Source organism: Sphingomonas sp. (assembly GCF_035998645.1).
Lineage (GTDB): Bacteria > Pseudomonadota > Alphaproteobacteria > Sphingomonadales > Sphingomonadaceae > Sphingomonas.
In genome coordinates this window covers 306078-320363 of the sequence record NZ_DASYHL010000003.1, presented here as the reverse complement: position 1 = coordinate 320363, position 14286 = coordinate 306078, and the positions used below count along the sequence as shown (strand labels likewise).

The window sequence follows — 14286 nt, the reverse complement described above, 5'->3', positions numbered from 1 at the left end:
TCTGCGCAGCGCGCCTTGCCCCAATCCACACCCGCGTTACGCGCGCCGCAACACCGCCCTTGCGGGCCGATTAATAATGTATACCATTAATACGGTCGATGAGCTGGTACAGAGTATGCCGGCCGCAGACTTTGGGAGGATGGCATGCTGCAAGCACAGACTCGAAAACTGCCCGTTATCCGTCGCTCGTCGCTGGCACTTGGTGTCGCGATGTCGGCGATGTTGATTTGCACTGGCACACCGCTCCGCGCGCAGGAGCAGGAAGCGCCCGACACCGCCGAGGAAAGCGCGCGGTCGCAGCGCGTCCCCGAGATTGTGATTACCGCGACCAAGCGTGAACAGACGCTGCAGGATACCCCCGTCGCGGTCTCCGTCGTCGGCGCGCAGGACATCGAACGTGCCGAGATCCAGGATCTGGCCGACCTCCAGACGCTGGTCCCCTCGCTCGCCGTGCGCCAGGGCCAGACTGCGGGCAACGCGACCTTCTACATTCGCGGCTTCGGCAATGGACAGAACGCGATCGGGCTTGAGCCATCGGTCGGCGTCTTCATCGACGGGGTGTATCGCTCGCGCTCGGCTGCATCGATTTCCGACCTGCCCAATCTGGAACGGGTCGAGGTGCTGCGCGGCCCGCAATCGACATTGTTCGGCAAGAACGCATCGGCGGGGGTGATCTCGGTCACCACGCGCAAGCCGCAATTCAAATTTCAGGGCGCGATAGAGGCCGGCATCGGCAATTATGATCTGCGCCGGATCGACGGTTATGTGACCGGGCCGCTGACAGATACGCTCGCCGCCTCGCTCTCGGGGAAGTTCAACCGCCGCGACGGCTTCTTCGAAGACCTCGGCACTGGCGCGCACTATAATGAGCGCAATCGCTGGGGCGTGCGCGGCGACATATTGTGGAACCCCGCGCCCGATATCAGTTTCCGCCTGATCGCCGATTATGACAAGATCGACGAGGCGTGCTGCGGCATCACCAACCTGATCGAGGGACCAACCGGTGCCAATGTCCGCGCGGTCGGCGGGCGCTTCGTCTCGCAGGACCCGTTCTCGTACAACGTCTACTATGACGTCGTCCCGGCCAACGTCATCGAGAATGCGGGCGTTTCGCTGCAGGGTGATTTCGATCTGGGCTTTGCCGCGTTGACGAGCATCACCGCTTTCCGCCGCAACGAAAGCAGGTCCGATTTCGACGCCGATGCCACCAGCGTCGCATTTTTCAGCACCGTCGGTCAGCAGAGTGACATCGAAACCTTCACCCAGGAAGTCCGGCTCCAGTCGGTCGGCAAGGGCAACCGGATCGACTGGACGATCGGCGGCTTCTATTTCGACGAGACGCTGAATGTCGCCAACCAGCTGATCAATGGCGCCGACTATCGACGCTATTTCGGATCGTTGCTCGGGTCCCCGTCGGTCGTTGCGTCGTTCGAGGCCTTTGCCGGCGTGCCGACGGGCACCTTCGCTGCGGCGGGACAGGGAATCACCGATTCCGGGAAGCAGGACAACAAGGCCTGGTCGATCTTCGCGACTGCCGATCTCAACATCACCGACCGGCTGACGGCGACGTTCGGCATCAGCCATACCGACGACGAAAAGCAGGTCGCGTTCAACGCGGTCAGCAACGAAGCGCTGTCGGCGGTCAATCTCGACCAGCTTGGCTACACTGCGACACTTGCAGGTATCCTCGCGCAACGGGGCGTCGCGCTGGCCAACCCGGCCTCGGTCGGCCCGTTCGTTCAGCAGAACCCGGCGCTGTACGCCCAGATCCAGCGACAGGCGCTGGCCGTCGCGCGGAGCACGGGCAACCCGTTCAATGCCTTGCGCGGGCTGCAGCAGTCCCCGCCATTCCTGAACTTTCCAAACGCGGTCGAGGACGGGAAGAGCCGCGACAACAGCACCGATTTCACCGCCCGGCTGGCCTATGAGGTGACCGACAATATCAACGTCTACCTGTCCTATTCGACGGGGTTCAAGGCGTCGTCATGGAACCTATCACGCCAGAGCCGGCCGTCCACGACGGATTTCGCTCCGGGCAATCGCGTGGTCGATCCGGTGACGCGCCAGGTCCTGTTCGCGACGCCGTCTTCGCCCGTTGCCGATGCCGGGCTGAGCCTGGTCAACCTCGCCTCGGGCACGCGACTGGCCGGTCCGGAGCGGGCGGAAGTCTATGAGATCGGTCTCAAAGCCAGCTTCGACACGCTGTCGTTCAATGTCACCGTGTTCGATCAGACGATCGACAATTTCCAGACCAATGTGTTCCTCGATAACGGCTTTGTTCTGGCCAATGCCGCCGAACAATCGACGTTCGGGGTCGAGCTCGACTTCATCTGGCGCCCGTCCCAGGCGCTCACGCTGTCCGGCGGCGCGACCTTCCTCGATCCGATCTATGACAGCTTCCCCAATTTCGGCGACGGAATCGATATCTCCGGTCAGCGGCCCCAGGGCATCGCCCGAACCCAGTTCAGCCTGGCGACCAATTATGCGTTCACGATCGGCAGCCTTGATGCCTTTTTCCGGACCGACTGGCAGCACATCGGCAACTCCCCCTTCTTCGACGACCCCGCGCAGCAAGCGGTCATCGACGCGGCGGATTATACGCGGGCGCAGAATCTGGTCAGCGCGTCGTTGGGCTTCAAGCTGCAGAGCGGATTGGCGCTGACGCTGTGGGCGCGCAACCTGTTCGACGACCAATATATCGTCTTCGCCACCCCTGCCGTCGCGCAGACCGGCTCGTTCAACGGAGCACCCGGCCAACCGCGCACCTTCGGCATGACGGTGCGCAAGGCCTTCTGAGCCACAACGGGGCGGGCCGGCCCCCGGCCGTGCCCGCCCGCGACGCCGGCATCATGATGCAACAGCCAATCTGGTGACGCGCCCCGTCATCGGGACTTCAGGAGGCCACCCATGGCAAGAGTGCTCAGGCTCATCGTTCAGCTGCCGCCATTGCTGCTCGCGCTCCTCTTCGGTGCTCAGGGGATGTTGTGGCTGGTGCGGCCGGCACTGGCGGCCCGGTTCTGGGGCTATGACCTGCCGGAGCGTGGATTGGCACTGAGTTCGATGATCGGTGCAACATCGAGTTGGTCGCTGACCATCGCCGTCTGCCTGCTGCTCGCGCTGATCCGCAAGGAGCGGTTCTGGTATTATCCACCGATGATGATCTTCGGCGTTCTCGCGTTCGGGCGGATCGTCGCGGGCGTCGCTTTTGGCGCACCGCATCTGCCGGAACGCTTCATCCCCGAACTGATCTTTGTGGGCCTGCTGTACCTTGCCGCGCGCGACACAGCTGCGCCGCGCGCTGCTTGATCGAAGCGCAGCAGCGTTGTAATGTACTACATTACCCGCCCGGATCGCGGTGCCGCCGGACGGTCATGGGAGAGCCTGGCATGATGACGAAGTTATTGATCGGCGCAGCTGTCATCCTGATCGTGGCGATGGCCATCGTGTTCTGGATGACGCGCGACGGGTCGGTCGTGACGCCGCAGGGTGCGGGCAGCATCGACATCGGGTCGGGGACGTTCGAGGCATTCCCCCTGCCCGACTATGCGGCAGAGGTGCTTCCGCGCGGCTACAAAAGTTATCTGGTCGAGGTCGAGCCGGGCATCAAAATCCATGTTGTGGAGGCCGGGTCAGGCGTCCCGGTCTATCTTCAGCACGGCAATCCGACCAACGGCCTGCTGTATCGCAAGATCTGGCAAGAACTTCCGACCGATCGGATGCGCCTGATCATGCCGACGATGGTCGGCCTTGGCTTTTCCACCAAGGTGCCCGCCAGCCAGCACACGCTCGAAAACCATATCCGCTGGATGAGCACGGCGCTGCGCAAACTGGGTCTGGATGGGGTCGTTTATGTCGGCCAGGACTGGGGCGGCGCGGTCGGGCTTGGCGCGCTGATGCGCTCGCCCGAGTTGCTCAAGGGCATGGTCATTCTCAACACCGGCTGGACCGCGCCCAAGGAGAAGTTCGAACTGTCGCGCCCTCATGCCATCGCCGCCACCCCGATCCTTGGCGAGATCTTGCTGGAGAATGTCGTCTCCGTGTTTGACCGGCTGCACCAAACACAGGGCGATCCGGCATCGATCCCAGCTGAAGTGGCGGCGCTCTATGCGCGCCCGGTCCGCGACAGCGGCAACAAAAAGGGACCGCTTGCGCTCATGCGGATGGTGCCCACAGGGCCTGACCACCCCACGTCAAAGCCGATGGCCGAAATCGAACGCTACGCCGCGACGCTGGACATCCCGACCGAGATCGTCTGGGGCATGCGCGATCCGATTCTGGGCCGTGTTCTGCCCACCATGAAGGCCATGTATCCGCACGCCCGGGTGACAGAAACCCAGGCAGGGCACTTCCTTCAGGAAGAGGTCCCGGTCGAGATCGCCGCAGCTATCCAGCGCGTCGTCACTGCGGTGACGTCCGCCGAAACCGCCGGCACGGCACGCCAGCCGGATTCGCGCTAGGCCGGGTGTGCGATACGATGCCGGTAACCCGCCCCTGCTTGCTATCGCGCTCGGGACAATGATAGGCCGGGCCGACCAGTCCGACGCCTTACATCAACAGTGAGTTTTATGGACGTTCCACCCCGTCAGGATACCAGGGCCGAACTGCTGCGATCGGCCGAGCGGCTGATTGCCGAGAAAGGCCTGGGTTCGGTGTCGGTCAAGATGATCACCACCGATGCCGGCGCGCGCAATCCCAGCGCCGTCCACTACCATTTCGGCAGCATCGAAAGCCTGATCAAGGAAGTGTTCGCGAAACGCTATCGCGAGATCGAGGAAGAACGGGCCCGTCGCCTCGAAAAGGTCGATCAGCGCGATCCGCAGCATCGGCTGGTGGCGCTGGTCGAAGCGGCGATCGGCCCATTTATCGAGGCATGCCTTGAAGAGAGCGGGCGAATGTATGCCCGCTTCTGTCTTCAGTTCGCCACCGATCCGCGCTTCGATTACTCGCTATTGACCGCGGAAGCTGGCGCGCCGTCCTTCGCGCGTCTGCACGAAGAGTTGCGTGCCTGCCTTCCTCAGGTGCCTGTTGCGACGGTGGCGTCGCGGTTACGCCATTGCTTCATGATTTCGCTGGTTCAGGCTGTCGACTACGCCGGCAAGGTCGAAGCGGGCACGGCACCTGCGGTTGACGCTGCCGTCAGCGAAGCAGCGGCGTGCATTGCCGCCTATCTGTCGACCCCCGTCTAGCGACCGCTCGCCGCCGCGCCGGATTGACAATTTAATGTAATGCATTAAACCTGCAACTCCGCAGCGTGCGGCGGTCTGCGCACTCAGCCGTCAGCCAATCGCTGCCTGACCCAGCCCCGGCCGGTGCAGTGGCGGGTCCAGGTGAGAGGCGTGCACAATGACGACGTTGCTCGACAAGGCGGACCTCAGGGCGAAATATGCCGCCGAGCGCGCGAAGCGGCTGCGCCCCGAGGGCAATGCGCAATATCAGCGGCTCGCCGGCAAGTTCGCATCGCTCGCCGCCGATCCCTATACGCCCTATGTCGAACGCGATCCGGTGGCCGACCATGTGACCTTTGCCTTTGTCGGGGCCGGCATGTCGGGGCTGGTGGTCGGCGCACGCCTCAAGGAAGCGGGGATTGGCGATTTCCGCCTGATCGACAAGGCCGGCGGTGTCGGTGGCACCTGGTACTGGAACCGCTATCCCGGAGCACGCTGCGATACAGCGGCGATGATCTACCTGCCGCTGCTGGAAGAGACCGGCTACATGCCGACCGAAAAATATGTGCGCGGGCCGGAGATTCTTGCACATTGCGAGCGGATCGCGCGCCACTTTGGCCTGTACGACAAGGCGCTGTTCCACACCGAAGTCTCGAGCATCGAATGGCAGGAGGCCGCCCGCGTGTGGCGGATCACAACCAATCGCGGCGACGACTTTACCGCCAAATATGTCGCGATCGGCACCGGGCCGCTGCACGTGGCAAAATTGCCGGGCATTCCGGGGATCGAGCAGTTCAAGGGCAAGTCATTCCACACCAGCCGCTGGGACTATGGCTATACGGGCGGCGATGCGGACGGCGCGCCGATGGCCAAACTCGCTGACAAGCGGGTTGCGGTGATCGGCACCGGGGCGACCAGCGTCCAGTGCATCCCGCATCTGGCGAAGACGGCCAAGCAGCTCTTCGTGTTCCAGCGCACCCCGTCCTCGGTCGATGTGCGCAACAACCATCCGATCGACCCGCAATGGTATGCACAGATCGCCAAGCCGGGCTGGCAAAAGCGCTGGATGGACAATTTCGTCGAGAATATGGGAGGCGGAATCCCGTCGGAAGACCTGATCGACGATGGCTGGACCGCGATCTCGCGCCGCATCCGCGAAAAGGCGCTGGGGGGCACGCCGCTATGGCTGGCGCGGATCGTGACGCGGCTGCGCAAGGCGTTCAACGCCTCGCCGGATCAAAGGACCACGGGACGCGTGCGCGCAGCGTTCGAGGACGCGGACATCGAGAAGATGGAGCAAATCCGCGCACGGGTGGACGCGGTGGTACAGGATCCGCAGACCGCCGCGCAGCTCAAGCCATGGTACGCGCAACTGTGCAAACGCCCCTGTTTCAGCGACGAATATCTGCCCGCCTATAATGCGCCGAACACCGTTCTGGTCGATACCGACGGCAAGGGCGTCGAGCAGATCACCGAAACCGGACTCGTCGTCAACGGCACGCTCTATGAGGTGGACTGCATCGTCTATGCGTCCGGCTTTGAATATGGTGCCAATTTCCAGCTCAAGACGGGCTTTGACCTGAAAGGGCGCGGCGGCCAGATGCTGTCCGACTATTGGTCGGACGGCCTGCAAACGCTGCACGGTCTGCACATGCACGGCTTCCCCAACGCGTTCGCCGTGCAGATGAACCAGGCGGCCAACATGGTCTCCAACATTCCGCACAACATCGTCGACCACGCAGCGACGATCGCACAGGTAGTCGCCTATGCCGAACGCCGTGGCTATGCCGAAGTCGAGCCCACGCAGGAGGCCGTGTCGCAATGGGTCAGCCTGATCATGACGACCGAGCCTTCGGTGATTACATCGACCGATTGCACCCCCGGATTCTGGAACAATGAAGGCCAGGGGTGGAACGAAACGTTCCGCCGCGCGCAAGGTCATCCCGGCGGTGCCGGGGGCTTCTTCACCCATATCGATGCTTGGCGTCGATCGGGGCGCTATGCGGGGCTGATGTTCAACCGGTAACGGATCAGGACGGGGCGCTTTGTCGCCGGTGACACATGATGCCAGCCAAGGGAGGATAGAGGAACATGCCGGAGCTCATCGACGTCTTCTGGTCGTTTCGCAGCCCCTATTCACGGCTGGTCACACCCGATCTGCTGGCGCTTCGACTGGACTATGATGTCGACGTGCAACTGCGCGTCGTGCTGCCCCTGGCCGTCAGGAATCCGGGGGCGCTGTTCGATCCGGCCAATCGCAAGCCACCCCGCTATATTGCGATGGACAGCATCCGCCGTGGCGAGATGCTTGGCCGCCCCGTGGTCCTGCCCGCCGACCCGGACCCGATCGTGCAGGATTTCCGCACGATGGCAGTCGCCAAGGACCAGCCCTATATCTATCGCCTGTCCAAGCTGGGCGTCGAGGCCAACCGCCGTGGCCGCGGCATCGAACTGGCTGATCGCGTTGCCGAACTGATTTTCGGTGGGACCAGAGGCTGGGACAAAGGCGATTTGCTCAAGGGCGCCGTGGCACAGGCCGGTCTCGACCTTGCGGAACTCGACGCCGCCATCACCGATGGCGATCATCTTGCAGAGATTGCGCGAAACCAGGAAGCGCTGGACGCGGCGGGACATTGGGGTGTGCCGACCATGGTGTTTCGCGGCGAGCCCTTTTTCGGCCAGGACCGGATCGAAACCCTGCGCTGGCGGCTCGACCGCGCCGGGATTGCCAAAGGCCGGAATTAACGCCGTCGTCACAAGCGCGCACGGTCGCGGTTAATGTTGTGCATTATATTTAGGCGAAGGGCACGGACGATCCCGCACGGCACGATCATCGATTCGCCGCCCGGACACATTGACGCTGGATATGATGGAGACTGCACGATGAAGACCCTCGCAAAGATCGCCCTGTTCACCGCAGCTGCGCTGGCACTCGCCCCGACTGCACAGGCCAATTCCTATCAGGCGCGGCTGACTGAGTTGCGGACGAAGTTCAATGCGTCCGACAAGAACCAGGACGGCAAGCTAAGTCGGGACGAGGCAAAAGATGGGGGAATGACGCGCATCGCGTCCAATTTCTCCCGCCTCGATACCGACAAGGACGGCTATCTCACACTGGCGCAGCTTGAGGCAGCGCTGGCCGCACGGTATAACTAAATCGGCTGTGGCGGAGCGCGTCGATCCGTTAAACCGGCCCGCTCCGCACCGCTGGTCGATTTTGGCCCAGCCAAGGCATCCATTGGAATGCCCTCCGAGCTCATTGTGATTCCTCGCGGGAATGGGCCTCAGAATCGAAGGTCGTTCGACCGCGTAGGGGCCGTTTGCGGACTCACCGTTTTTAGGCCCCGACCCCAAAAAGGAGACAGAGCGAAGTCCGCCGCCTGAACGGCTCTTAGAGGGCTGCATACAGGTTGTCGGCTTCCAAACCTGAAGCTTGGGAAGCAGCCACCAGCTAACACGACCGCGCAAGGTCGCGGGTCGCTAACCAGCGCTCCGCAAAATGGGGTCATTTATAAAGGTGGTCCCGACGAAGGCCGCCAACTGGCTGCCGATCTTCGCGAGTTTCAAGCTTGGCTGAAGCAGCGATTGCTAGCCGGTTGGGAAATGCATTCAACCTTGACTTCATTCTTAACTCGTGCGGATTGTTAGGTAACACCACCCCGCCCTAAAACATAGACAAACGTTGCGCGCAGGATTGGTTTCTAACAAGAAAAGGAGAGGGAGCATAGCACTAAAGCCAGGACCTAAGCCGATAGCAAAATCAACAGGGAAACCCGATCAGCGTCGCCGTGACAACAAAACCACACCAGGTAACACACCGTCCCTCAAACCCAGCAAATCTAGCAAGCCCCCCAAAAATAGAAATGAAAGAGCCGCCGATCGCTACGGTGCATGGGGATGACCGGTTTCGCTGAAACTGGTCATTCTTGGTCAGCGAATACGGGACCGACGATGACCGCGGATGGGCGGACAGGAGACTGTCCGGTTTGGATCACGGATATATTTAAGCCGACACTAGCCGCGTTACGGGATCAATGGACGCTTGATCGACACATCACTGAGGTCGAGTCCAACAGCGCCCGCCATGATTTCCATCTCAGCGGCCGTGTGTGGTCTCGCCAGACCGGGGCAAACGCACGCCGCGCAGCGAAAGGCCTGCCGTTTCCGGGGTGAACCGCAGCGCAACCGCGCCCACTGCGCACGCAGCCATCATCACATAGGCCGGCACCAGCTCGTCGCCCGTGACACCGATCAGCCAGCTGTTGAACGCAGGCGCTGTCCCGCCGAACAGCGACGTCGATACGTTATAGGCGATCGCGAATCCGGCAAAGCGGACATGGGTGGGGAACATCGCGGGGAACGTCGCCGAGATCGTGGCGAGCTGCGGCACATAAAGCAGGCCGAGCAGCGCGAAGCCAACAATTGCGCCAACCAGCCCGGTGGACATGAGCATATAGAGCGGCACCACCATGACAAAGAGTCCCGCCAGCGAGAACCACCAGAGCGGCTTGCGTCCCACGCGATCGGAGAGGGCACCGGCAAATGGCACCAGCACCATCATGAACAGCATGCCGATGATGGGCACGATCAGCGCCTGGTCCGCCGTGAGGCTTATGCGGCGCTGAAGATAGGTCGGCATATAGCTGAGCAGCGTATAATTGACGACATTGAGCGCCACGACCAACCCGCTCATCTCAAGCAATGGACGCCAGTAGCGCGTCAGCAAATGCCGGATTTCGACCGATGCGGCGGGCTCGCGCTGGTCCTGCGCCTCGATCTCGCGAAAGACCGGCGTGTCTTCCATACGCGAGCGCAGATACATGCCGACAAGCCCCATCGGCCCGGCGATCAGAAACGGGATCCGCCACCCCCAATCGTGCATCGCTGCCTCGCCAAGCAGCAGCGAAAAGCCGAGCATCAGCAACGCGCCGAGCGAAAAGCCCGCAAGCGTACCGAATTCGAGGAAGCTGCCGCAGAAGCCGCGCTTATCGTCGGGTGCATATTCGGCCATGAACGTCGCCGCACCGCCATATTCGCCCCCGGTCGAGAAACCCTGGATCATGCGGAGCAGGACCAGCAGCAACGGCGCCCAGAAGCCGATCGATTGATAGGAGGGGATCAGCCCGACACAGACGGTCGCGCCCGACATCAACAGGATCGTCATGGCCAGCACGGACTTGCGACCGTAGCGATCGCCAAGCGGCCCCCAGAACAGTCCACCGAGCGGCCGGACAAGGAACGAGATGGCAAAGGTCGCCAGCGCGAACAGCGTCGCCTGTTCGGTCTCGCCGGGGAACAGCGCCGCCGAGATATAGGTCACGCCATAGGCATAGATGCCATAGTCGAACCATTCGGTCGCATTGCCCATCGCGGAGGCGGCGATCGCCTTGCGCAGCACGCTTTTGGGTACCGCGTCGGTATCGCCCAAAGGGAGGTCAGCGCCGACGGTCGACGTTTCGTTGGACTTGGTGATCATGGCTTCTCTCTGGAATCGGCGCGGTCAGACGCGAGGGGATCGAGCGCAGCGGCCATCGGCGTCGTGCGCGGGAGAACCTGATAGCTTTGCTGCAATTCGGCCGGCACCGGCAAGCCGCGGAGCTGTCGCCACGCCCCGAACGCCAGCGCCATACCGGCGCAGGCACCGATCACCGCAAACAGGCCCGATGGCCCGATCAGGGTCATCGCCATGGCACCGGCGAGCGGGCCCATCGCGGCACCGATCGAGTAGAGCAGCACCAACCCGCCGCTGGCGGCGACGCGCTCCTCCGGCGCAAGATGATCATTAGTATGCGCGACGCACAGCGGATAGAGCGCGAAGCTCAGCCCGCCGAACAATGCGCCGAAGGTCAGCAGCAGCGGTCCCGGCCCATCGATCAGCGCAAGGGCAATGCTTGCAGCAAGCGCGCCCCCGAATGCGACCACGATCACGCGGCGGCGATCGAACCGGTCGGACAGTCTGCCGAGCGGCCATTGCAGCGCGATACCGCCGAGGATCACGATGCTCATGAACAGCGCCGTCTCGGACAGGTCCATGCCAAGCCGTCGGACATGAACTGCGCCCAGGGCATAGAAGGCGCCCAGCATCACGCCGGTCAAGGTGGCGCCCACGATCCCGAGCGGCGATGTCGCATAGAGCCGACGGATCGAAAGCGGGGTTCCTTCATCGGGTGGAGGCGCTGAAATCCGCGTCAGCACCACCGGGATAGCCGCGAGCGAGATCAGGATCGACGCGACCAGGAACGGCATCGACGGCTTCGTTTCGCTCAGATTCAGCAGGAACTGTCCGATCGCCTGACCCGCATAAAGTGCGATCATGTAGCTCGCGAGCACCGATCCGCGCGACCGCGCCTCGGCGCGCTCGTTCAGCCAGCTCTCGAGGCAGACGAACACACCGGCGACGCACAGCCCGTCGACGAAGCGCAGTCCCGCCCACAGCACAGGATCCTGGTGGATCGCATAGGTAAGCGTGCTGGCGGAGAAGAGCGAGACGAAGGCCGCAAAGGCGCGGATGTGGCCAACGCGGCGAATGAGCCGCGAAACCCGCAGGGACCCGATAACCAGCCCGAGAAAATAGGCAGTGCCGACCACGCCGATGAACAGCGCGCTGCTCCCCGCCCGCTCCAGCCGCACGCTGGTGAGGGTCGCGAGAAAACCGCTGCCCGCCATCAACATGAAGATGGCGAGCAACAGGCTGCGGACCGACAGCATCGCGCTCAACATAGCGTTGGACCAGAGATTCTGGAGGGGTTCATTACACGCAGATCAAGCGGCAGCGCGACCGCTCTTGGCGACCCCGGCCCCCTCGACCAACGCCGAGTGCAGCGCGCAGATCGCAGCATCGAAGGCATCGCAATCGACGATGAACTGCACATCGACATTGCGGATTTGATGCTGCATCGCGATCATCGTGATCCCCGCCTCATCGAGCGCCAGCAGCGCGCGCGGAACCAGGCCGGGTTCGGAGATGTCGCTGCCGATCACCGATACGATCGCCACCGGATGCGACGAAATCGCCGATGCGGGGAACGCGGATTCGAGGTCGGCGATCACGCGGCCTACCGTCGCGGCGTCGGTCGCCAGATAATGGGTGATCGTATTGGCGTTGGACGACTTGCTGACGATCCAGGCGCCGTGCCGGGTTAGCGCGTCCAGAATGGCGGCATCGAACCCCTTTTCGCCGACCATATCCTGGTCAAAGAACTGGAGCGCGTGAACGGTGCGCAGGCCCGTGACGATTTCAACGCGCGGTTTTTCCGTCACATAATCACCGCTGATCAGCGTCCCGGGGTCCAGCCGGTCAAAGGTGTTGCGAACCCGCAACGGGATCTCTGCCTGGCGCAGTCCGCGACCGGCACGCGGATGGATCGCCTCCATCCCAAGATTGGCGAGTTGATCCGCGACGTCGTAGCTGGTCCGGCCGATCTTGCGCGCGCGGTCTTCCCCGACCAGCCGGGGGTCCGCGCTGGAGAGATGAAACTCCTTGTGGATGATCGCCTCGCGCGCCTGTGTCAGCACAGCAATGCGTGAGAAGGTCATTTCCGAGTATCCCCGGGCATAGCGGCGCACCATCCCGCCCTCGCATCCGGCATAGCCAGTGACGATCGGCATCTGCGTCGCGAGATCGATCGGTTCGAGCGCTTCGCGGATGCGTGTGTCGAGCGTGTCCAAGCTGTCATGCATCCACATGGTCAGATCGACGAACACGGCATTGACGCCACGGTCGCGCAGCAACAGCGCTGTGCTGTGCGCGCTATGCGCCTCGCCCAGCCCGGCCAGCATCTCCCGAATGGTGACGAGCTGTTCCTTGAGGCAGAAGCGACCGTGCGCGCGCAGGCGGTCAAGATCGTTCAGGCATGCGCGCAGTCCATCGACCCGCCCCTCGACAAAGCGGTCGCATTCGGCGCGACTATCCTCGCGCACGAACATCTCGGCATTGCGCCGGATCATCGCCGCGCGCACGTCTTCCAGCGCGTCGCGCCAGCAGCGGTTGCCGTCGTTGAGCGCGAAACTCGCATAAACCCCCGGCACGCCGGTCTTTTTATGTTCGAGCAACAGGTCGGTCATCCCGGCATAGGCCGAGACGACGAAGATCCTGTTGTAGAGATCAGCACCACTGCGACCGGCGATCAGCACATTGTCAAAGACGGTGGCGGTCGCCGCCATCGACGTGCCGCCGATCTTCTCGACGCTGTGCTTCCCCGTCATGCCGGCTCCGCCGTCAGTTCACCCGAAACCGGCGTCAGCGGCGTGGCGTCGCGCGCGGCGATGAAGCGCGGACGCGGCTTAGATGCCGCAAACGGTGCCTGCAGCCGGTTCGACACGGCATTGTAGACCAGGAAGGCGTTGGCCCGCGGGAATGGCGTGATGTTGCCGTTCGAACCATGCATCATGTTGCAGTCGAAGATGATCACGGTCCCGGGCTTTCCGACCGGGGCAACGATGCCGTTGCGATGCGCGAGTTCGGTCAGGCTTTGCGCGTCGGGCACGCCATATTCCTGCTTCTTGAGCGACATCTTGTAGTGATCATCGGGCGCTTCGCCGGCGCAGGTGACGAACACGCGTTGCGAGCCCGGGATCAGCATCAGCGGACCGTTGTTCGGCGTATTCTCCGCGAGCAGCACCGACATCGACAATGCGCGCATGCGCGGCATGCCGTCCTCGGTGTGCCAGGTCTCGAAATCGGAATGCCAGTAGAATTCCTTGCCCTGGAATCCCGGCTTGTAGTTCAGCCGCGACTGGTGAACGTACACCTGATCGCCAAGCAGGAAGCGCGCAACGCCCGCCAGCCGCTCGTCGGCGGCGAGCCGCGCCATGAGGGCGCTTTGCGCGTGGATTTCGAAGATCGAGCGAATTTCGCTTCCGCCCGGTTCGGTGATGATCGTTTCGGCGTCGAGCGAGGATGGATCGCCCAGCAGGCGGGCCGTCTCGTCCTGAAGCGCCGCGATTTCGTTCGCCCCGAACACGTCCTCGAGCACGAGATAGCCGTCCTGATCGAACTGCTCGATCTGCTCACGGGCGATGGGCGCCCCCGGCCGCCAAACGGCGTGGGTGACCGGGTCGTGGCGGGGGAGCAGCACGCGTTCCGGCGCGCCGCGCGATGGATATAGATCTGTTGCCAATG

11 protein-coding genes are annotated in these 14286 nt (G+C 62.9%); 7 read left to right on the top strand and 4 right to left on the bottom strand.

The genetic code is table 11. The features are described 5' to 3' along the window. Positions 1 to 144 precede the first annotated feature (144 nt). The 7 genes from VGN66_RS05420 (at position 145) to VGN66_RS05390 (ending at position 8321) form a co-directional block, all read left to right on the top strand. A complete protein-coding gene (locus tag VGN66_RS05420) occupies positions 145 to 2796 on the top strand; it encodes a TonB-dependent receptor (protein WP_327517837.1) in 2652 nt (883 codons plus the stop codon). Positions 2797 to 2907: 111 nt separating this feature from the next. After that, on the top strand, positions 2908 to 3306 hold the full coding sequence (locus tag VGN66_RS05415; RefSeq protein WP_327517836.1) for a hypothetical protein: 399 nt from the start codon (positions 2908 to 2910) through the stop codon (positions 3304 to 3306). Positions 3307 to 3386: 80 nt separating this feature from the next. Beyond that, entirely contained in the window at positions 3387 to 4457 is a 1071-nt protein-coding gene (locus VGN66_RS05410; protein ID WP_327517835.1) for an alpha/beta fold hydrolase, read from the top strand. A 108-nt stretch (positions 4458 to 4565) separates the two neighbouring features. Next, positions 4566 to 5186, top strand: a complete 621-nt coding sequence (locus VGN66_RS05405) for a TetR/AcrR family transcriptional regulator (RefSeq protein ID WP_327517834.1) — start codon at positions 4566 to 4568, stop codon at positions 5184 to 5186. A gap of 157 nt (positions 5187 to 5343) precedes the next feature. Continuing rightward, a complete protein-coding gene (locus VGN66_RS05400; RefSeq protein ID WP_327517833.1) occupies positions 5344 to 7191 on the top strand; it encodes an NAD(P)/FAD-dependent oxidoreductase in 1848 nt (615 codons plus the stop codon). Positions 7192 to 7256: 65 nt separating this feature from the next. Beyond that, entirely contained in the window at positions 7257 to 7910 is a 654-nt protein-coding gene (locus VGN66_RS05395; RefSeq protein ID WP_327517832.1) for a 2-hydroxychromene-2-carboxylate isomerase, read from the top strand. A gap of 138 nt (positions 7911 to 8048) precedes the next feature. Further along, positions 8049 to 8321 carry a hypothetical protein gene (locus tag VGN66_RS05390; RefSeq protein ID WP_327517831.1) on the top strand — a complete coding sequence of 91 codons (273 nt, stop codon included), beginning with the start codon at positions 8049 to 8051 and terminating at the stop codon, positions 8319 to 8321. A 940-nt stretch (positions 8322 to 9261) separates the two neighbouring features. Here VGN66_RS05390 and VGN66_RS05385 read toward each other — a convergent pair. The 4 genes from VGN66_RS05385 to thpD form a co-directional block, all read right to left on the bottom strand. Further along, entirely contained in the window at positions 9262 to 10533 is a 1272-nt protein-coding gene (locus VGN66_RS05385; protein WP_327518562.1) for an MFS transporter, read from the bottom strand. Between the two features lie 104 nt (positions 10534 to 10637). Then, positions 10638 to 11885, bottom strand: a complete 1248-nt coding sequence (locus VGN66_RS05380) for an MFS transporter (RefSeq protein ID WP_327517830.1) — start codon at positions 11883 to 11885, stop codon at positions 10638 to 10640. Positions 11886 to 11927: 42 nt separating this feature from the next. Next, positions 11928 to 13370: an aspartate kinase gene (locus VGN66_RS05375; protein ID WP_327517829.1), complete on the bottom strand. Its 1443-nt coding sequence runs from the start codon at positions 13368 to 13370 to the stop codon at positions 11928 to 11930. Further along, complete coding sequence (thpD, locus tag VGN66_RS05370) at positions 13367 to 14284, bottom strand: ectoine hydroxylase (RefSeq protein WP_327517828.1); 918 nt, start codon at positions 14282 to 14284, stop codon at positions 13367 to 13369. Before thpD ends, VGN66_RS05375 begins: the two co-directional genes overlap by 4 nt. Positions 14285 to 14286: the final 2 nt, after the last annotated feature.